Source organism: Streptomyces sp. PKA51, assembly GCF_057552455.1.
The window spans coordinates 202924-222769 of sequence record NZ_BAAJPZ010000011.1 but is presented as its reverse complement, the minus strand read 5'-3'; the positions used below and the strand labels follow the sequence as shown (position 1 = coordinate 222769).

Here is a 19846-nt window from a genome sequence, read left to right as displayed (position 1 = left end):
CCGCCTGGGGCGGGGGTAACTGCGCGATCGGCCACCGACGGCCCGCAGTCGAACGCGCCACCCCGAGGCCCGGGCTGAGCACGGCACCCTGCCTGCGGGCGCCTCGTGGCTTGTCGCGCAGTTCCCCGCGCCCCTAGGGGGCCACGCCGGACAGGCCCTAGAGGTCCAGGTGGCAGTTGGCGACCAGCTGGCAGGCGTCCTGGACGAGGGCTCCGGGGTCGATGTCCTGGACCACGCCCCCGAGGTCGATGTCACGCGGCTGTGCCCGGGGGGCGGCAGTCGGGGCGGCCGGGGCGACGGCCGCAGCGGTCAGCAGGAGCACGGCCGCGGCCGCCGACACGATGCCCGCTCGGAATGCGATCACGACGGGAGACTCCCTCTGCGTGGTCGTGCGTGGAGAGGCGCGGCTGCGGCCCCCGAAGAGCCTGCCCGACGACAGGTTCCGGTCGCCCGGGCGGCCCGGCGCACGGACGCGCTGCCCCAGGGCCCGGGCAGCGGAACGGCGCTGTGTGCCGGCCGCACGCCGGGGCACGGCGCACCCCGCGCCCCCCTCCCGGCTCGCTCGGGGTGCGGGGGGCCGGGGGTGTCGTCAGGCTGGGGGGACAGGAGCGCCCTTCGAGCAGCGAGCAGCAGGAGCCAGCATGTCCTCCGTCACGGCACCACCGGCCGCCCGCACGGACGGGGCGTCGTCGTGAAGCGCACCGGTGTGCTGGCCGCCCTTCCCGACGAGCCGCGGGAGCGGCTGATGGCGCTCAGTCGCGAAGTGACGTTCGACGTGGGCACGCGCATCTTCGAGGAGGGCGGCAAGGCCGACCGCTTCTGGGTCGTGCGCACCGGCAACGTCGAGCTGGACATCCATGTGCCCGGCCGCCGTGCCGCGGTCGTCGAGACCCTCGGGCCGGGGCGGATGCTGGGCTGGTCCTGGCTGTGTCCGCCGCACCGGTGGCATCTGGGCGCGGAGGCCGCGAGCCCGGTGCGCGCGTGGGAGTTCGCCGCGGCGGACGTGCTCGACCTGTGCGCTCGCGACCACGAGCTCGATCATGCCCTCCTGATGTACGTCATCGAGGTCATCGGGCGCCGCCTGCGGGCCGCCCGCACCCGGTTGCTGGATCTGTACGGTCCCTACGGCAGCGGGTCTACGGAGTGAGAGCGAGCCGGAAAAGACGCAGGTCAGTGCGGTAGCGCTGGGCCTTGGGGCGTGGTGTGATGGAAGTGGCGGGAGGACCCCGCAGGAGACGCGGGGAAGCGGCCCGCAGCCGCGCACCGCGCAATCCGGATCCGCGAGAGGTGGATGGGCCCTCCCGTCGGCATTCCCCCACGACGCGCCCTGCCGGGGCGTACCGATCGGCGGCACAGCGCTGGCACGCGCCGTCGGCCTCTGGTCCCCTGGAGACAAGGCCGTGGACGTGGAGGTGCGGGTGATGCACGGTGACGGGCCCGGCCCCGGTGGCGCGAGCGAGGACACGGTGGCCACGCGCTGTGCCGTACGCCGTGAGCAGCTCGGGCTGACGCGGGAGGATCTGGCGCGCCGCGCCGGGATGTCCGTCGCCTACCTGGGTCAGCTGGAGACCTTCAGCGGGGATTTCGATCCCGCCGCGCTCATGCGGCTGGCCGCGGCGCTGGAGATGCCGTACGACGAGCTCGTCGCCGGCCCGCGGGATGCGCCCGCGGGCCGGCAGGGGGCCGCTCCCCACCCGCTGCTGGCGCAGCTTGCGCAGGAGGAGTGCTGGCGACGGCTCGGTACGCACGGCATCGGACGGGTCGGGCTGGGCGCCGCCGGAGCCGCTCCCGTCGTGGTGCCCGTGAACTTCCTGGTCGACGGCCGTACCGTCGTCTACCGGACCGAGGCCGGCGGTGCGGCGGCCCCGGCGGAGGGGGAGCAGGTGGCGTTCGAGGCCGATCACATCGACGAACATCTCAGCCGCGGCTGGAGCGTCCTCGTCACCGGAACGGCCGAGCACATCGGCGACCCGGGCACGGTCGAGCGCCTGGCCACCCGGCCGGGCGCCCGGCCCTGGGCCGGTGGCGAGCGCGACCTGTGGGTGCGCATCCGGCCGGGCGAGGTGACCGGCCGCACGATCCATACCCGGTGAGGGTCGCGTCGCCCGGCGCGGCACTTTCCCTGCTGCGACCGCCCCGCGGCATCGGCATTGATGCGGCGTAGATCCGGCGTGGATCCCGTGTAGACGGGCGCTTCGTAGGTTGGCACTCGCCACCGGGGACGAGCCCCGGGGCCGCCGCCGGAGACGGGGCGCATCGCGCACGAAGAGGATGGAGTCGTCATGAACAACTTCGACGAGCTGTTCGAGCTGGACGTCATCGAGGTCGCCGCCACCGTCGAGGACGAGCAGGTCGAGGCCCAGGCCGCCACCGGCTCCTGGCCGTTCTACTGCAAGACCACCATCTGACGGTCGGTTCTGTGTTCGGGCGCACAGCCCACAGGTGAGGCGGCCCGGTCCCCCGACGGGCCGCCTTCCTCGTTCCCGGGCAGTTCCCCGGCGGTTCCCCGAAAGTCCCCCGGCAGTTCCGCGGCACTCCCCAGCACTCCCCCGGCACTTCCCCGCACTTCCCTGGAGGCTCCCTGTGGCGGCACCCGCAGCCCACCCGTCGACCTTCCGTTGCGCGGACGCCCTGCTGTTGCGCGCCGCGGCCCGGCCCCCGGAGCAGGCCGGCGGCCCGGGCGAGCGGGACGAGCCCGGCGACGGGGAGGCGGAGCTGCGGGCGCATCTGCGCACCGCCGCGGCCGATGCCCGGTTGCGGGAGGCGGTCTCGCTGGCGAGCCCTTCGCTGCACCGGACCCTGGACGCCGTGCTCGCCGGGGAACCGGTCCGCCCCAAGCAACTGCGGCGCGCGGTACGGGCGCTGGCCCGCTACCGGCTGCGCATGGCGGGCCGGGCCACGCCCTTCGGCACCATGGCGGGGGTCGCCGCGATCGGCTTCGCCGAGGAGCCGGGAGCGGCCACGGTCGGCTGGGGCGAGAGCCATCGCAAGGCGGTGCGGCCCGACATGGGCTGGCTGACGGAGGTGGTGGCCGGGCTGGAGCGGGAGCCGGCCGTGCTGCGGCCGCTGCGCGTCACCGCCAACGACCTGTGCTTCGTCCGGGGTGACCGGCTGGTCGTCCCGTACGTGCCCGCTCCCGGGGCGGGCACCCGCCCGGCCGCGCAGGAGGTGTCGGTACGGGCCGGGGCGGTCGTCCTGCACGTCGTCCGGCGCGCCGCCCTGCCCGTACGGTTCGGGGAGCTGGCCGACGAGTTGGCCGCCGCCCACCCCGGAGTGCCGGCCGCCACCGTGGAGCGGCTCCTTGTCGACCTGATCGGGGCGGAAGTACTGCTGACGGAGCTGCGCCCACCGCTGGACGGCGCCGATCCGCTCGGCCACGTCCTGGACCTGCTGACGGGCCGGGGCGGTGCCACCACGTCCCTGCCCGGGCCCGTGGCCGCGCTCGCCGCCGAACTGTCGGCAGTGGAAAAGGACCTGAGGACCTACGCCGCGGCGCCGCTGGGCGACGGTCTCGACGCCCGTGACGCCGCCTGCCGGCGGATGGCCGAACTGCATCCCTCGGACCACCTCCTGCAGGTCGACCTCGGGCTCGACGTCGACGTGCGGCTGCCGCCCGCCGTGCGAGCCGAGGCGGAACGGGCCGCCGAGACCCTGTGGCGGCTGGCCGCCGCCCGCCCGGGCCCGGCCCATCTGCGCCGGTACCACCTCGACTTCCTCGAGCGGTACGGAGCCGGGCGCGCCGTCCCGCTCAAGGAGCTCCTCGACCCGGACACCGGCCTCGGCGGGCCGGCCGGCTACCGGCTTCCCGCCTCCCCGCGGGAGCCGGCCCAGGACTCCTCGGCCCGGGAACAGGACCGGCTGCTGACCGAGCTCGCCCAGGAGGCGGCCATGGGCGGTGAGCGGGAGATCGTCCTGGACGACGCGCTGGTGGAGCGGCTGGCCGCCCGCAGCGGTGACGCCCCGGCGCCGGTGCCACCGCCGTCCTTCGAGATCCTGGCGCAGCTGCTCGCCGACACGCCGCGGGCACTGGCCGACGGTGATTTCCGGCTGGTGGTCACCGGCGGGGCGCGCACGGCCGGTGCGCACGCGGGGCGCTTCGGCTGCGTGCCGGGCGCCGACGATGCCCGGTTCGGCGCGCTGGTGCGGCAGGTGCCGGGGACGGTCCCGGAGGCCGTCACCGCGCAGATGAGGTTCCCGCCACCGCGCGGTGCGACGGCCAACGTGGCGCTGGTGCCGCGCCACCTGCCGCTGACCATCACGCTCGGCGCGTTCGCCGACCGCACCGACGGGACGGACCTCGGCGTGTCCGACCTGGCCGTCGTCGCCGACGTGCACCGGCTCGCCGTGGTGGCGCCCCGGCTCGGCAAGGAGGTCGTGCCCCTCGTCCCCAGCATGCTCGCGACGGTGTGGCACGCGCCGAACGCGGCCCGTTTCCTGCACGAGGTGACCCAGAACGGCTTCCCCGCCTGGCCGCGCTGGCGTTGGGGAGCCGCGGACAGCCTGCCGTACCTGCCCCGGGTGCGGTACGGGCGTACCGTCCTCGCCCCCGCCCGCTGGCGCCCGACGGACCCCGCGCTGCAGGACCGGGCCACCGCGCCCGGCGCGTGGGAGCAGCGCTTCGACGCCTGGCGGTCCCGCTGGCGGGTGCCCGACCGGGTCGAGAGCGTGAGCGGCGACAACCGCCTCGCGCTCGATCTGCGGCGCCCGTTCCACCGCGCGCTGCTGCGCGACGAATGGCTGCGCCGCCCGGGCGGTGTCCTGCAGGAACTGCCGACCGACTGCGGCCCCGGCTTCGGCTGGCTGGCCGGCGACGCCGGGAGCGCCGAGGGCTCCGGCCGGGTCAACGAGATCGCCTTCCCGGTGATCCGGGCGGCCGCGCCGGCGCATGGCCCGGTACGGCCCGTGTCCGTCCCCGAGCCGCGCCGGACGCGCGTGGCGCACTCCCCCGGCTCGCGGTGGCTGTACGCCAAGGTGTACTGCTCGGCCGAGCGGCAGGACGAGATTCTCGCCCGCAGGCTGCCCCGGCTGCTGGAGGGCCTGGAGGGCGGCGAGGTCGACCGGTGGTTCTACCTCCGCTACCGCGACCCGGACCCCCACCTGAGGCTGCGTTTCCACGGCGACCCCGCCGTCCTGGCAGGGTCCCTGCTGCCGCGGCTGGCCGCCTGGGCCGACGGCCTCGCCGCCGAGGGGCTCGGGAGCAGGCTGGTGCTGGACACCTACGAGCCCGAGCTCGAACGGTACGGGGGAGCTGCCGCGGCCACTGCCGCCGAACGCGCCTTCCACGCCGACAGCCTCGCCTGCCGGGAACAGCTGGAGCTGCTCGCTGACGGCGACGTCGACCTGGACAGCACCGTGTTGGCGGCGCTCGGCCATGTCGACCTGGCCTGCCGCGTCGCGGGCACCGCGGAAGGCATCCGGTACCTGCTGGAGCGTCCGGCGCCCGCGGGGGCGGCCGAGCCCTCGCGGGCCGCCAAGGACAGGGCGCGGGAGCTGATCGACCCGCTCGGCGGCTGGGAGCAGGTGCGGGCCCTTCCGGGCGGTCCGAAGCTGCTGGCCTGCTGGGAGCGCCGGGCGCCCGCCCTGTCCGCGTACGGGGCGGTCCTGCGGGAACGCGGCGCCGGCACGGGCCCCTTGGGTTCCCTGCTGCACATGCACCACAACCGGCTCGCCGGCATCGACCGCGCCGCCGAGGAACGCTCCTTCGCCCTGGCCGCCGTCGCCCTGCGCAGCCGCGCGAGCCGCCGGCAGGCGACCGCGTGAACGCGCCCGTGAACAGCCTGCGCCGGCGGGCGGCCGAGGTCGTGGCGCTCGTCGCGCACCGGCTCGCCGACCCCGACGGCCGGGCGGCCGCGGACGTGTCCGCCTTCCGCGCGGCGGGCCTCGGCGACGGCGCGCCGGGCATCGCGTTGCTGCACGCCGAGCTGGCGCACACCGATCCGGCGCACCGGAGCGCCGCCCACCGGTGGCTGCGCCACGGCGCCGCGCTCGCCGGGGGCGGGGCCGTTGCCGGTGCGCAGGGGCTGTACGGGCCGGTGGCCGCGCTGTCGTTCGCCCTGCACCGGGCGGCGGAAGGGCACACCGCCCAGGGCCGTCTCGCGCGGCAGGTCGCCGAGTCGGCGGCCCTGCGGGCCGGCCGCGAGGAGCGCCGCCTCGGCGAGCACCGGGGCTGCACCGTCCTGACCGCGTACGACGTCATCGGCGGGCAGGCCGGGCTCGGCGCGCACCTGCTGGAACTGGGCGGTCCGGTGGCCAAGGCCACCAGCGTCCGCGTGGTACGGGCGCTGACGGCGCTGGCCCGGCCGGTACGCGCCGGCGACCTGCTGCTGCCCGGCTGGTGGGTGGCGCTCGACGCGGAGGCGTACCGGCCGGTGCCGCCGGCGCGGGGGCACGCCAACCTGGGCATGGCCCACGGCCTGCCCGGCCCGCTCGCCCTGCTCGCCCTCGCCTGGCGGCAGGGGCTGCGGGTGCCCGGTCAGCGGGCTGCGATCATCGGTTTCGCCGAGTGGCTCCTCGCACAGCGCCGTACGGACGCCGCGGGCCCGTGGTGGCCCGGCCAGGTGACCGCGGACCCCGCCGCGTCGCGGCCCGGGCGGCCGTCCTGGTGCTACGGCACCCCGGGCATCGCCCGCGCCCTGCAGCTCGCGGGCCTGGCCCTGGGCGTCCCCCGCTGGCAGGAGGCCGGCGTCGGCGCGCTGCGTGCCGCGCTGGCCCGCGCGGCGTCGGGCGAGGCGGGGCCGGCCGCCGAGGCCGGGCTCTGCCACGGGCTCGCCGGGCTGCTCCAGACGACCTGGCGCGTCGCGGAGGACAGCGGTGATGCCGAGCTCGCCGGTCACCTGCCGCGGTTGGCCGCCCGCCTGCTGGACCTCGTCGACGAGGACCGGCCGTACGGCTTCGCCGAGGCGCCGGGCCCGCGCCCGCCCGAGGAGCACCCCGGCGGCTTCCTCACCGGCGCGGCCGGTGCCGCGCTCGCCCTGCACACCTTCGCCACGGACACCGCGCCCGCCACCCGCTGGGACCGCGCGCTCCTGCTGGTCTGAGACACCACGACCGAGACCCACCACAGAAAGAAGAGATCCATGCACCGGGAGGAACTCACCCGCTGGGTGGGCGACACAAACGCCTTCCTGCACCGGTACTGGCGCACGATGCCGGCCGTCTTCCGGCCCGCGCCGGGCACCGGACCGGCGGTCCCGCTCACCCTGGAGGAGATCGACACGGCGGTGGCGGGCGGCCTGCTGCGCGTACCCCACCTCGAACTCGCCCGGGCCGGCGACCCGGTGCACTCCTCCCGGTACACGCGGGCCCGCACCGTCTCGGGGGTCACCACGCCCGGGTACGCCGACCCGGAGCGCATCCGCGAGCTGCTCGCCGACGGTGCCACCCTCGTGCTGCGCAACGTCGAGCACTGGCACGCGGCCACCCGCGCGCTGACCCGCAGACTGCAGGCCGAACTCGGCCGCCGCGTCGAGGCGTTCTTCTTCGTCACCCCGTCCGGCACCCAGGGGCTCGACCTGCACCGTGACGACGCCGACGTCCTGCTGCTGCAGAGCTCCGGCAGCAAACACTGGACGGTACGCGGCGGCCCCACCGGCCCGGACTGGGCGCCGGGCGAGGTGACCGACGGCGGCCCGGTGCTGCTGACGGAGACCCTGAACCCCGGGGAGGTGCTCTACATCCCCCGCGGTTTCGCCCACGAGGCCGTGGGCGGCGAGGGTCTCTCGGCGCATCTCTCGCTCACGATCCGCGAGGTGAGCACCCAGCAGCTGTTCGCCTCCCTGCAGCGTCTGCTGCTCGACTCGCTGCCGCTGCCGAGCCGCCCGCTGGACGACGACGCCCTGTACGCGACCGCGGACCTGCTGCTGGACCGGTTCCGCGACCGGCTGCCCGAGGTGACCGCCGAGGACGTCGTCGCCCACGCCCGCCGCGCGCAGCTGGCCGAGGGCACGATCCCCGGGCTGGGCGCCGATCCGGGCATCGCCGCGCTGGCCGCGCGCCGGGGCACGCCCCACGGCCCGGCGGCGGCCGCCGCATGAGCGGCACCCGGGCGCGCCCGCGCCGCCGGCACCCACGGCGAACTGCTCGCCTCCGACGGGCTCCACGCCCGTCTCGTCCGCACCCGGCTGCTGCACACCCCTCACACCCTCACACCCCTCGGATGCCTCAGGAGGCGGGACGCCCGTGAACGACGTCTACGGGCTCGGCCTGCCCCCGCTGCCCTCGGACCACCATGCGTTGCGCGCGGTCGTGGTCGTGGAGTGCCTCACCGAACAGGGCCCGGCCCTGCGCTACCTGTACACGGGCACCACGTCCTGGGGTGCACTGGGGATGCTGGAAGCGGCGAGGATCCGGCTGGCGGGCGCCCTGGAGCCGGGCGGGCCGTGGGAAGGCCCGGAGCAGGAGAGCTGAACGGGGTCGTATATCGAACGTAGATCGGCGGACCGCACAATCGGTGCATCACGTGTTCCGCCAAGAGACAGGACCCTCCCGTGTCGCGCTCCTTCGTGTCCCGCAAGCGTCGTGCAGCCGTTCTCGCCCCGGCCGCCCTGGTCGCGCTGCTGGCCCTCACCGGCTCCCTGTCGTCCGTCGCCGGCTCCGGCACCTCCGTACGGACCTCCGCCGACTCCCCCGTCACCCACGTCACGTACACCGACGGGCATGACGGCCACCGGCCCGGCGGCGGCAACAAGGATCACGAGGAGTACAACACCAAGGCGTGAGGGCCCTGCGGCCTCCGCGTCACGCGGCCGGCGCGGGTCGTCCCTCGTCGGCGAGCGCGTCGAGGAGCGCCCGCACCTGCGCGGCCTCGGGCAGCGCGGTGCGGGTGAAGACCTCCAGCGCCTCCCGGGCCTGCTCCAGCGCCGGTTCACGGTGGCCGGCACTGTGCGAGACGCGGGCCCGGGTCCACAGCGCGTAGCCGCGGTCACGGTCGCGGCCGGGCACGGTCCGGTAGTAGGCCACCGCCCGGTCGGCCGCCTCCCGCGCCTGCTCGACCTCGCCCATGACGCGCAGGGTCTCGGCGCAGCGGTACCAGGCCTGGGCCTGCTGGCCCGGGATCCCGGCGGTCGCGCACACCTCCAGGCACTCGCGGTAGCCGGCCAGCGCCTCCGGGTACCGGCCGAGTTCGTGCAGCGCCTGGCCGCGCACGCACAGGGCGTGGGCCACCCCGTGCTGGTCCGCCATCTCGCGCAGGGCGCGCAGGGCCTCCTCGCAGGCGGGCAGCGCCTCCTCGGCGCGGCGGCCGCGGATGCGGGCCAGCGCCGCGTTGAGCGTGGTGATCAGCTCGCCCGACCGCTGCCCCCACTCGCGGGCCAGCACGAGCGCCTCGTCGAAGAATTCGGCCGCGTCGTCGTACCGCTGCTCGAACTGGGCTATCACCCCGAGGTCGTTGCACGCCTGCTGCAGGATGGCCCGGTCGCCGGCCTGCCGGCAGAACCGGGCGGCCAGCTGGGCGTGGGTACGCGCCTGCGCGAGCCGGGTCTCCTGGATCGCCGCGTTGCCGCAGATGAAGTGGGCGCGGCCGGCCGCACGGTGGTTGCCGGCGAGCGCGGCGGCCTCGGCCAGGGCCTCGGCGGCCATGGCCATCCGGGCGTACGGGATGTCCTGGCCGAACGAGCTCAGGGCCACCAGGAGGTCGGCGGCCGTGGTCAGGGACTGCGGCTCGGCGGCCTCCCACCGTCTGACCAGCAGCTGGACGGCATGGACCGCGCCATCGCATTCCTCGATCACCCAGGCGCGGGCCTCGGCCAGGCCCGCGAAGCGCGGGCCCCCCGGCCGTACCGCACCGGCGGCGATGGTGCTGTGCACCGGATCGCCGGGCACCATCCACCGGAACGCCTCCCCCGCCATGGCGAGGAAGTGGTCGAGCAGCCGGCGCTCCACGGCGAGGTTCTCGTCCGCCGGGGCCAGCTGCCGGGCGAAGTCCCGGACGAGGTCGTGGTACCGGTAGCGGCCCGGTGCCGGTGATTCCAGCAGCGCGGCGTCCACCAGCGGCTCCAGCAGATCCTCCGCCTCGGCCTCCTCCAGGCCCAGCGCGGCCGCGGCCGCCCCCAGCCCGATGCCCGGCCAGGCCGCCGACGCCAGCGACCGGAAGGCCAGCGCCTGCCGGTCGGTCAGCTGGTGGTGGCCCAGCTCGAACGCGGCCGCGACGGCGAGATCGTCGGCACGCAGTTCGGCCAGGCGGCGCCGCTCGTCGGCGAGCCGGGCCACCAGGTGCGCCACCGTCCAGCCCGGCCGGGACGACAGCCGCGTGGCCACGATCCGCACCGCCAGCGGCAGACAGGCGCAGGCGGTGACCAGCGCCAGCGCGGCCTCCTGCTCCGCATCGGTGCGGGGCGCGCCCACGATGCGCCGCACCAGGGACAGCGCCTCCTGCACGCTGAACTCCGCCAGCCGCACATGGGCACCGGACGGCACGCCCACCAGGCGCGCCCGGCTCGTCACCACCACCGCGCAGCGGGCCGCGCCCGGCAGCAGCGGCCTGACCTGGGCGGCGTCGCGGGCGTTGTCGAGCAGCAACAGCACCTTGCGGTCGTCGAGGAGCGTACGCAACAGCCGGGAGCGGTCCTCCACCGAGCCGGGGATCTGCTGCCGGGGGACGCCGAGTGCGGACAGGAAGCTGACCAGGATGGTGCCGGGGTCGGCGGCGTCCGTCCCCGTGCCGCGCAGGTCGGCGTACAGCTGACCGTCCGGGAACTCCCCCTTGACCTGGTGCGCCACGCGCAGGGCCAGGGTGCTCTTGCCGATGCCGCCCATGCCGCTGACGGAGGCGACCGCGAGTGCGGTGCGGTCCGGGTCGGTCAGGGCCCGGCACAGCTCGGCGACCGCCTCGTCGCGGCCGCTGAAATCCGCTATGTCGGCCGGAAGCTGAGCAGGCCGGGCGTAAGTGGCCGACCCGCGTGCGGCGGGAGCGGCAGCAGGAGCGAGACCGGGGTCGCGGGCCAGGATCCGCTCGTGCAGGGCGCGCAGCTCCGGCCCGGGGTCCAGGCCGAGTTCCGTGGACAGCACCTCGCGGGCCCTGCCGAACACCGCCAGGGCGTCGGCCTGCCGCCCGGCGGCGTACAGTGCCCGCATCAAGAACCCGTACGGCCGCTCCCGCAACGGCTGCTCCCGGATGAACGCGGTCAGCTCCGGCACCAGTTGCGCGTGCCGCCCCAGCAACAGGTCGACGTCGAAGCGCTCCTCCAGCAGGGTCAGTCGCAGCTCGGCCAGCCGGGAGCGCTGCCGCTCGGCGAACGGCCCCGGCACTCCGGCCAGCGGCTCGCCCCGCCACAGGGCGACGGCCTCCGTCAGCAGCGCGGCGCACTCGTCGTACTCCTCGGCGGCGCGCGCCCGCGCCGCCTGCGCCGCCAGGTGCTCGGCCCGGAAGGCGTCCACCGACAGCGGGTCCTGGGTGAGCCGATAGCCGTCGCCCGCCCGGGCCAGCACCTGCGGATCGCCACCGGCGGCCGTCAGCAGCTTGCGCAGCCGCCACGCATACGTCCGCACGATCGTCACCGCGGACTCGGGCTCCGCCTCGCCCCACACCCCGCTCACCAGCTCGCACAACGGCACCGCGTGCCCGCAGCGCAGCGCCAGTACCGCAAGCGCCGCCTGCTGCTGCGGCGGCCCGCTCGGCAGAACGACCTCACCATCACGGATGCCCACGGCCCCGAGCACAGAGAATTCCACAGTCCCCCCACCACCGGCACAAGCCAGTTGAAGTGGGGACATGCTAACCAGCGGTTCATATGCCGCAAAGCCACAAGAGCGCGTGTCGTGAGGGGGCGCGGCCCTCCCTGCCGCGTCCCGGCGGCACGTCCTACAGTGATCGGATCACTGGAGGAGGCGTCATGAACGCACGGAACAGATCCGAACGGCCCTACGACGTCGTGCTCTTCGGCGCGACAGGCTACGTCGGCGAACTCACCGCCGCGTACCTGCTCGAGCACGCACCGCACGACTGCCGCCTGGCCCTCGCCGGCCGCAACCGCGACAAGCTCGAACGGCTCCGGGACCGCCTGGCCGCACGGCACCCGGAACGGGCCGCCGCCCTCGCCCTGATCCGGGCCGAGGCGGACGACCCGGCCGCCCTGCGTGCCCTGGCCGAATCGACCCGCGTCGTGGCCTCGACGGTCGGCCCCTACATCGTCCACGGCCAGGAACTGGTGGCCGCCTGCGCGCAGGCCGGCACCGACTGCACCGACCTGACCGGCGAACCGGAATTCGTGGACTCGGTCTTCGTCCGGCACGACGCCCTGGCCCGCCGCACCGGGGCCCGCCTCGTCCACTCCTGCGGCTTCGACTCGCTCCCGCACGACCTCGGCGCCTACTTCACCGTGCAGCAGCTGCCCGAAGGCGTACCGCTCACGGTCGACGGCTTCGTCACCGCCCGGGGCCTGATCTCCGGCGGCACCCTGGCGTCCTCACTGGTCATCGCCTCCCGTGGGTGCCAGGCACTGGCCGCCGCACGGGAGCGCCGCGCCCATGAGCGCCGGCCCGCCGGCCGCCGGATCCGCACCCCCCTGGGCGTACCGCGGTTCAGCAAGGAGACGGGCACCTGGGCGCTGCCCCTGCCGACGATCGACCCCCAGGTGGTACGGCGCTCGGCCCTCGCCCTGGAGCGCTACGGGCCCGACTTCCGCTACCGCCACCACGCTTCGGTCGCCTCCCTCCCCGTGGCCCTGGCCGCCCCCGCCGCACTCGCCACGGTCGCGGCACTCGCCCAGGTCCCGCCCGTGCGCTCGGCGCTGGGGAAGCTGTACGCGCCGGGGCGCGGCCCGAGCGAGCAACAGCGTGCACGCAGCTGGTTCCGCGTCCGCTTCGTGGGCGAGGGCGGTGGCCGGCGCGTGTTCACCGAGGTCGCCGGCGGCGACCCGGGCTACGGCGAGACGGCGAAGATGCTCGCCCACTCCTCCCTGTCCCTGGCCCTGGACGATCTGCCGGAGACGGCCGGACAGGTCACGGCGGCGACGGCGATGGGCGACGCCCTGATCGCCCGCCTGACGGCGGCGGGCATCACGTTCCGGCTGTGCCACGCACGGTGAACAGGCCCGCCCCGAACCGGAAACCGACATGACCGAAATCCTTGCCGTAGCCCTCATCACCGTCCTGGCCGTCATCAGCCCCGGGGCGGACTTCGCCATGGTCGTGCGCAACAGCTACCTGTACGGGCGCACGGCCGGCGTGCTCGCGGCGGTGGGCATCGCGCTCGGCGTCCTGATCCACGTGTCGTACACCATCCTCGGTGTCGGGATCGTCATCGCGCATTCCCCTTCGCTCTTCACCGCCATCAAGCTGATCGGCGCCGCGTACCTCGTCTTCATCGGGTGCCGCACGTTCGCGCAGCGAACGCGCCTGGACATCGACCTGACCGACCGAGCGGCCGTCTCCTCCTGGCAGGCGCTGCGGACCGGGCTGCTGACCAACGCCCTGAACCCCAAAACCACCCTGTTCGTGCTCAGCACCTTCACCCAGGTCGTGCATCCGGGGACGCCGCTGTGGCGGCAGATCGGGTACGGGCTGTTCATGTCGCTGGCCCACCTGGGCTGGTTCGCCCTGGCAGCCGTCTTCTTCTCCGACGACCGGCTGCGCGGCAGGATGCTGCGCCGCCAGACGCTGCTCAACAGGCTGATCGGCTCGGTGCTCGTGGGGCTGGGCCTGGCCCTCGCCCTCGCCCCGGCCACGTAGGCCGTATCCGGCGGATCTTCGTCACGCGCCACGACGGCGCCCCTCAGGGGCGCGGGGAACTGCGCGACAAGCCACGACGCGCGCGCAGATGAGGTGCCGTGCTTCGCCCCGGCCTCGGGGTGGCATGTCGACTGCGGGCCGTCAGTGGCCGATCGCGCAGTTCCCCGCGCCCCTTACGGGGCACCGGTCGTGTCGTCGGCCGTGAGTGCGCGTTGTGCTGCACATGGGGCATAGCGGCAACATCACCACGACAACAACTCACCCATCGCGCACGCCCGTTCGTGCGGGCGGCCGGAGCGCGGCCGCGGTCGGGCTCTCGCTCGCCCTGCTGGCGGGCATCGCGGCGGTGGGACCGGCGGCGTCCGCCACCGCACCGCGGCCCGCCGGCGCGGCCCATACCGCCGTGCCCGTCCAGCGGTACCTCGACCTGCCCCTGGCCAACGCGGACGGCGAAGGCGCCGGTGGCGTCCACCCGGCGCTGCCGTCGGACGCCGGTGCGCTGCACGAGGCGTTGGAGTCCGTCCGTGCCGCCGGCCTCGCGCCCTTCCGCTACCGGGCGCTGCTGTGGCAGTACTGGCTGGTCCGGGCGGTCGACGATGCGGGCATCGACCTCGCCGGGTGGGCGCCGGCCCGTGGCGTGGAGCCCAACCGGCGTACCGTCGTGGCCGCCTACGCCTACTACGGCACGCTGTTCCTCCACCACCCGGAACTGCGCTGGGCGGGCATGGCCAACATGGTCGGGCCGTCGTTCGCAGCGGGCTTCATGGACCTCGGCATGGTGCCGGACCTCGCGCGGTTGCTCGCCGGCCGGATCGCCGCCCAGCCTCCCGAGCTGCGGGGCCGGCTCCCCGTCGAAGCCCTCGACCTGGCGGGCGCGGGCACCCTCCTGGGAGAGGCCCGGTTGGGCTGGTTCGCCGAACGGCTCCTGGCCATGCAGAAGCACATCTTCATGGACCAGGCCGCCATGCATGCCGCCTATCTGTACGGGGGCACGGCCGCCATCGACGAAATGCGGTCGGCCGATCTGATCGACGGCGCCGCGGCCGCCTCGTGGCATGCCGTCGCCGGCGGCCACCCGGCCGGGGTCGACGCCGCCGCCGGGCAGTTGCTCTCCCGGGAGCAGAACCAGATCATCGCCGGCCAGTGGGACCGGATGCGTGCGCATCTCGGCCCCGTCGGCGGACTCGTCACCTACGCGCTCACCCTGGCGGGCAGCGTGTCCGTCCCCGGCGCCCGTACGCCCGCCCAGTACGCGCCGCTGACCGTCGGCGCCGAGCCCGGCGTGGCGTCCGTCCGGCTGACCACCCCTCTCCCGGCCTTCAACCTCGCCGACCGCGCCCGCCGCTGGGACTACATCACCGCCGACACCCTCCCCGCCTTCCTGCGCCTGCTGCGCGAGCGTCCGGCGCAGGCCCGGGACATCGTCGCGTCCCCGATGGAGGCCCGGATCGCCCGCGAGCGCCTGGCCGCACGCTGGCCGGAGCTGACGGCGCACCTCCTGGCCGGGTGGGGCGTGCAGGCCCGGGCGTAGCCCGCCTCACGTGGCCACGGAGCTTTCCGGGCCCGCCTCGGCGGCGTCCCCGGCAGGACGGGACAGGCCGAACAGCCGGCTCAGGGCAGGCGCGCCGAGCAGGGCGGCGAGGTCGAACCACGCATAGCCGCCGGACGTGCCGGACGGCGGATTGCCGATGGTCACGAGGCCGACGGGATCGCGGGGCTGCCAGGTCCAGGTGCCGAGCGAGGTGCCCAGGAGTTCGAGGTAGGACACCACGACGAACGCCCCGACGTACAGCTCTCTGGAAGGTCCGCAGATCAGGAAGACCGTCAGGCAGCAGAACCAGAAGGCGCCGAGCTGGTCCGGCCGCGGCGCCAGCGTCACGCCGTACAGCGCCCAGCAACCGCCGACGACCACGACCGCCGTGGTCAGCCCCCGCCGGCGCAACCGCGTCCAGGTGCTGCGGCCGATCGACAGGGCGGCGAGGTAGACCAGCCCGTGGCCGGGCGGGACGTACGCCGGCACGTTCCCCAAGCGGTAGAGGTAGACCCCGAGCAGCGGCGAGAAGACGAATTCGATCGCGGTGGCGAAGGCGATGACGATCGCGGTCTGGGTGCGTACCGGCGCCGTCTCACGGCGGAGTACGGCGAACAGCACCCCCCAGGTGAGGACGCCGAGGACGCGCTGGACGGACAGCGAGCAGGTCGTGTCGACGAGCAGGACCACGCTGATCCACAGCATCACCGCCGGGGCGATAGGGATGCGGGACACGCGCACCGCCCTTTCGCGATTTCCCTGTCCGGCCGCATTCGCCCTACGTCATGCCCTGGCCGAGCGGGCAGCCATGCCCGACATCACCCGCGTGGGTGACCGCCCCCGCACACGGTGCAGGACCTTGCGGCATCACCTGCCGGAGACGAGTCCGGCCAGGTGCTGCAGTGAGTTGGCGAGGTGCTCCGGGCCGAACGGCGGGAAGTGGAGGTACTCCCGGATGGACTGCGGCACGGCCGACCAGTCGTAGGTGAGCGTGACGTCGGTCTCGGACGGACCGATCGGCGCGAGGTCGTAACGCCAGGTCCAGCCGCCGAACTCCAGGCGGCCGTCGTCCTTCTCCTGCCCCGTCAGCCAGCCGATGGCGTGCGGCGGGTCGAGCACGTGGACCTTGTTGGCCACCCGGTAGTCGCCCTGCGGATGGCCGGGGTGGTACATGTCCATCCGGAAGACCTGCCCCACCTCGGTCAGGGGCGCCCGGTCCACGGCTTGCCGGACCCAGCCGGTGCCGTCGATCGCGGCATGGGCGGCCGGGTCGGCCAGCACCGCGAAGACGCTCGTGGCGGGCGCGGCGATGGTCAGGGTGGCGCTCACGTTCTCCTGGTCCACGGTGTACGTGCTCCTTGTCATGTCGTCCCGGACTCCCCCTCCGCCTCGCCCTCCGCCCCCGCCTCGCCGAACCGTGCCAGGGCGAGCGCCCCCAGAACCGCCAGGGTGAAGCCCGCCACCGCGAGCGGCAGGAGGCCCGGGCGCGTCGTGTCGCCGAGCCAGGCGACGCCGACCCATGCCGGGCCGAGGGTTTCGCCGATGACCATGCCGGCCGTCGCGGCCGTGACCGAACCGCGGTGCAGGGCGGAGGTCAGCAGGAGGAAGGCCGCGCCACCGCCGAGGAGGAGGGCGTAGGAGGCGGGGTTGGTCAGGAGCGCGGGAAGGGCGAGGTCGTCGATGAGGCGGACGGCGACCTCGACGACGCCGAAGCCGAGGCCGGCGCCCAGGCCCAGGACGGCCGCGCGGGCGCGGCCGGGCAGGCGGCCCGCCGCGGCGCCGATGGCGAGGACGCCGCCGGCGACGCAGAGCACGCCGACGCGCAGGGCCGTCGAGCCCGTGCCCGAACCCTGGCCTCCCGAGGCCAGGGCGAGCAGGGCCAGCCCGCCGCACACCATGGCGACGGCGGCCCATTCGATGCCGCTGAGGCGGACCCGCAGGACGCGCGAGGCGGTCACCGCCGTCACGGCGAGGCTCGCGGCGAGGGCGGCGCCGACCGCGTAGATCGGCAGGGAGCGCAGGGCGACGAGTTCCAGGAGGAAGCCGAGGCCGTCGAGCGCGAGACCGGCGAGGTAACGCCACTGGCGGACGACGCGGGCCAGCAGGACGGTGTCCACACCGGATCCGCTGCCGGCCTCGGTGGCCCGCGCGGCGACGGCTTGCAGGACGGAGGCGGTACCGAAACAGACCGCCGAACCGAGCGCGCACACCATACCCAGGATCACGATCCCCGACTCTAGGGCCTGCCCGGCGGGCAGTGCCCCGTAAGGGGCGCGGGGAACTGCGCGACAAGCCACGACGCGCCCGCAGATTGCCCGGACCCCGGAGTGGTGTGCCAGCTGCGGGCCGTCGCCGGCTGATCGCGCAGTTCCCCGCGCCCCTTACGGGGCGCTGCATGATCCGCCGGGCAGGCCCTAGGGGGCCGGGGGCGTGTTGGGGCCGGAAGGAGGCGAGGGGCAAGCCGGTTCGGCGTGCCGGAGGCTTCGGAAGACCTCGGGGGTCGTCCAGCCGCGCAGCGTGGCCTGGATGGTGGAGCGGAACGCGGCCTCGGCCGTGGGGGCGTCGAGGGCTCCGGCCAGTTCGAGGGTCACGAGTCCGTGCAGGGTCACCCAGATCGACAGGGCGATCGGCGTCGTCCCGCCGGCGAGTACGCCTGCCGCCACGGCCCGGTCGATCGCCGCGACGAGCGGGCCGACGGGGTCGCGGGTGCCGACCGCACCCGACGGGTCGAACGACTGCACGCCTCCGAAGAGCACCGTGTACAGGTGGCGGTGTCCGCATCCCCAGCGCCGGTACGCGACGGCCAGCGCGTGGATGTCGGCGAGGGGGTCCTCGGAGGCCGGGACCGCCGACACGTCCTGGAACAGGCCGGCGACGGCTCGGTCGCGGACCGCTGCGATGAGCCCGTCCTTGCCGCCGAACAGGGAGTACACCGCAGTCGTCGACGCGCCGGCGGCGGAGGCCACGGCGCGCACCGTGACGGACTCGCGCGGCCCCGTGGCGAGCAGCTGCGTCGCGCACTCCACGAGCCGCTCCTTGACGGTCTCGTCGTTCGTTCTCGGCCTGGCCATGGCAGGAAGCCTACCGATCTTTGGTAACGTCGTTTTGAAACGCCGTTCTGAAACAGTGTTCCGAAACGGCGTTCCGAAACGACGTGCACCCACTTCCCGGAGGTCCCCTGTGCTTGCCCGCCTCGCCCGACGCCTCCTGCCGGCACCGGCTGCCGTCGCGGCGCTGGTCGTTCTCTTTCTCGCGCTGGTCGTCCTCACGGACGGGGCCGGCTCGGGACTCGCCGCCTGGCTGACGACGCTCGCCGTCGCTTGCGGCGCCGCACTGTGGCGGGGCCGCGGCCGTACCCGGTCGGCGCGGCTCGTACCGTTCGTGCCGGTGCTCGTCGCGGCGGCCCTGACGGCGTCGGTCTGCGTCCCGACCGCGCCGACGACCCGGCACGCTCCGCCCGATCCGCCGTTCGTCGCCGCCGAGCACTGGAGCCTGGCCACCGGCAGCCGCGTCGCCGTCTACCACTACCCGCCCGGCGGCCCCGGCCCCCGTCGCCCCGTCCCGCTCGTGTACCTCAACGGCGGGCCGGTCCGCGGCATATCGGTGCTCGACCACCGGTTCCTGCAACTCCTGGCGCGCCGGGGCCACGACGTCTACGCCTACGAGCCGGCCGGCGCCGGGCGCAGCGACCTGCTGCCCATGGGCCAGTACACGATCTCCCGGTCGGTGCGTGACTTCGCCGCCTTCACCCGCCGTCTCGACCGGGGCGCGGTCGACGTCCTCGGCTTCTCGTCCGGCGCGGTCGTGCTCACCCGGGCCCTGGCCGAGCCCGCCGTCGCCGCACGGGTGCACCGGGCGGTCATCGCCGAGCCCGGCCCGATGGACGGCCCCACGGCGAGCATCGCCGGGCACAAGGGACGCCCGACCGCCCGCGGCCTCGCGCCGGCCATGACCGGGCCCCGCTCGACGTACGTCCCCCGGTACGGTGTGGCGTTCGGCCTCATGCGCCTGGGGCTGCTCAGCCCGGACAACGGGCTCGTCGGACAGGCCGAGGGCGTCAATGCGTTCACCGCCGCCGACCTGGGCAGCGACACCGCGTCCGCCTACTGCGCCCGCGACGCGCACCGCATTCCGCGCGAGGACACCGCACGGAACTTCTCCTTCAGCCCCGCCGCCAGCCTCCGCGTCCAGCAGACGGTCAAGGACTCGCCCTCCATCGCCACGCGCCTCGGGCACGCGAAGACGCCCGCCATGCTGATGATTGCCGAATGCTCGGCGCAGGTGCGCCAATGGGCGACCGCCGTCCTTGCCGCCGACCCGGCCGTCGAGCGCACCCAGTACATGCCGGGGGTGGGGCACCACATGTGGAACGGCCTGGACGGCAACAACGACCGGGCCGCCGACGTCGTCACCGCGTTCCTGGACGACCGGCCGGCGCCCCTGCCGAACCACCCGACCCGTGACGGGATCTCCGCCTTCCTGCGCGGCCACGAGTAGCGCCCTTTCGGCACCTGTCGCCCACGGTACGGACCGGCGCCCACGGGCATGGATATCTTCCGTGGGCCGGTCGACGTGACGGCCGGTTCCTCGGGCCGGCGGCCCGGCAGTCGGCCGGGCGCCGGCGGGGGACGGCCCGGAGGGGCGGGATGC

Annotated in this window: 18 protein-coding genes; 12 read left to right on the top strand and 6 right to left on the bottom strand. The window is 75.0% G+C overall.

What is annotated here, in order from left to right:
- Positions 1-157: 157 nt before the first annotated feature.
- Positions 158-364: a hypothetical protein gene (locus AC27L3_RS18650; protein ID WP_487235170.1), complete on the bottom strand. Its 207-nt coding sequence runs from the start codon at positions 362-364 to the stop codon at positions 158-160.
- A gap of 327 nt (positions 365-691) precedes the next feature.
- Between AC27L3_RS18650 and AC27L3_RS18645 the strand changes: the two genes are divergently transcribed.
- The 8 genes from AC27L3_RS18645 to AC27L3_RS18610 all read left to right on the top strand — a co-directional run bounded on the left by AC27L3_RS18645 (position 692) and on the right by AC27L3_RS18610 (position 8717).
- The gene (locus tag AC27L3_RS18645; protein ID WP_487235169.1) at positions 692-1147 is read left to right on the top strand and encodes a Crp/Fnr family transcriptional regulator; all 456 of its coding nucleotides are present in this window, start codon (positions 692-694) and stop codon (positions 1145-1147) included.
- A 253-nt stretch (positions 1148-1400) separates the two neighbouring features.
- Complete coding sequence (locus AC27L3_RS18640; RefSeq protein ID WP_487235168.1) at positions 1401-2093, top strand: pyridoxamine 5'-phosphate oxidase family protein; 693 nt, start codon at positions 1401-1403, stop codon at positions 2091-2093.
- A gap of 189 nt (positions 2094-2282) precedes the next feature.
- The gene (locus AC27L3_RS18635; protein WP_344435466.1) at positions 2283-2408 is read left to right on the top strand and encodes a hypothetical protein; all 126 of its coding nucleotides are present in this window, start codon (positions 2283-2285) and stop codon (positions 2406-2408) included.
- 175 nt (positions 2409-2583) lie between these two features.
- Entirely contained in the window at positions 2584-5760 is a 3177-nt protein-coding gene (locus AC27L3_RS18630) for a lantibiotic dehydratase (RefSeq protein WP_487235167.1), read from the top strand.
- A complete protein-coding gene (locus AC27L3_RS18625; protein WP_487235166.1) occupies positions 5757-7037 on the top strand; it encodes a lanthionine synthetase C family protein in 1281 nt (426 codons plus the stop codon). The genes AC27L3_RS18630 and AC27L3_RS18625 overlap by 4 nt, the downstream gene beginning before the upstream one ends.
- 39 nt (positions 7038-7076) lie before the next feature.
- Positions 7077-8033, top strand: a complete 957-nt coding sequence (locus AC27L3_RS18620; protein ID WP_487235165.1) for a JmjC domain-containing protein — start codon at positions 7077-7079, stop codon at positions 8031-8033.
- Positions 8034-8178: 145 nt separating this feature from the next.
- Positions 8179-8406, top strand: a complete 228-nt coding sequence (locus tag AC27L3_RS18615; RefSeq protein ID WP_487235164.1) for a hypothetical protein — start codon at positions 8179-8181, stop codon at positions 8404-8406.
- An 80-nt stretch (positions 8407-8486) separates the two neighbouring features.
- Entirely contained in the window at positions 8487-8717 is a 231-nt protein-coding gene (locus AC27L3_RS18610) for a hypothetical protein (protein ID WP_487235163.1), read from the top strand.
- A 19-nt stretch (positions 8718-8736) separates the two neighbouring features.
- Here the strand turns inward: AC27L3_RS18610 and AC27L3_RS18605 are convergent, their stop codons facing one another.
- Positions 8737-11667 carry an AfsR/SARP family transcriptional regulator gene (locus AC27L3_RS18605; RefSeq protein ID WP_487235162.1) on the bottom strand — a complete coding sequence of 977 codons (2931 nt, stop codon included), beginning with the start codon at positions 11665-11667 and terminating at the stop codon, positions 8737-8739.
- 161 nt (positions 11668-11828) lie between these two features.
- On the opposite strand from AC27L3_RS18605, the gene AC27L3_RS18600 reads away from it, so the two are divergent.
- From AC27L3_RS18600 to AC27L3_RS18590, 3 genes are all read left to right on the top strand, one after another.
- On the top strand, positions 11829-13022 hold the full coding sequence (locus AC27L3_RS18600; protein WP_487235161.1) for a saccharopine dehydrogenase family protein: 1194 nt from the start codon (positions 11829-11831) through the stop codon (positions 13020-13022).
- 28 nt (positions 13023-13050) lie between these two features.
- Positions 13051-13665, top strand: a complete 615-nt coding sequence (locus AC27L3_RS18595; RefSeq protein WP_487235160.1) for a LysE family translocator — start codon at positions 13051-13053, stop codon at positions 13663-13665.
- Positions 13666-14068: 403 nt separating this feature from the next.
- Complete coding sequence (locus AC27L3_RS18590) at positions 14069-15196, top strand: hypothetical protein (RefSeq protein WP_487235159.1); 1128 nt, start codon at positions 14069-14071, stop codon at positions 15194-15196.
- Positions 15197-15202: 6 nt separating this feature from the next.
- Here AC27L3_RS18590 and AC27L3_RS18585 read toward each other — a convergent pair whose 3' ends face one another.
- From AC27L3_RS18585 to AC27L3_RS18570, 4 genes are all read right to left on the bottom strand, one after another.
- Complete coding sequence (locus AC27L3_RS18585; protein ID WP_487235158.1) at positions 15203-15931, bottom strand: hypothetical protein; 729 nt, start codon at positions 15929-15931, stop codon at positions 15203-15205.
- A 132-nt stretch (positions 15932-16063) separates the two neighbouring features.
- Positions 16064-16561, bottom strand: coding sequence for an SRPBCC domain-containing protein (locus AC27L3_RS18580; protein ID WP_487235157.1), 498 nt, complete (start codon positions 16559-16561; stop codon positions 16064-16066).
- Entirely contained in the window at positions 16558-17409 is an 852-nt protein-coding gene (locus tag AC27L3_RS18575; protein ID WP_487235176.1) for a hypothetical protein, read from the bottom strand. The genes AC27L3_RS18580 and AC27L3_RS18575 overlap by 4 nt, the downstream gene beginning before the upstream one ends.
- 201 nt (positions 17410-17610) lie before the next feature.
- Positions 17611-18267 carry a TetR/AcrR family transcriptional regulator gene (locus tag AC27L3_RS18570; RefSeq protein ID WP_487235156.1) on the bottom strand — a complete coding sequence of 219 codons (657 nt, stop codon included), beginning with the start codon at positions 18265-18267 and terminating at the stop codon, positions 17611-17613.
- Positions 18268-18376: 109 nt separating this feature from the next.
- Here AC27L3_RS18570 and AC27L3_RS18565 point away from each other — a divergent pair, with 109 nt between their 5' ends.
- Complete coding sequence (locus AC27L3_RS18565; protein ID WP_487235155.1) at positions 18377-19693, top strand: alpha/beta fold hydrolase; 1317 nt, start codon at positions 18377-18379, stop codon at positions 19691-19693.
- Positions 19694-19846: the final 153 nt, after the last annotated feature.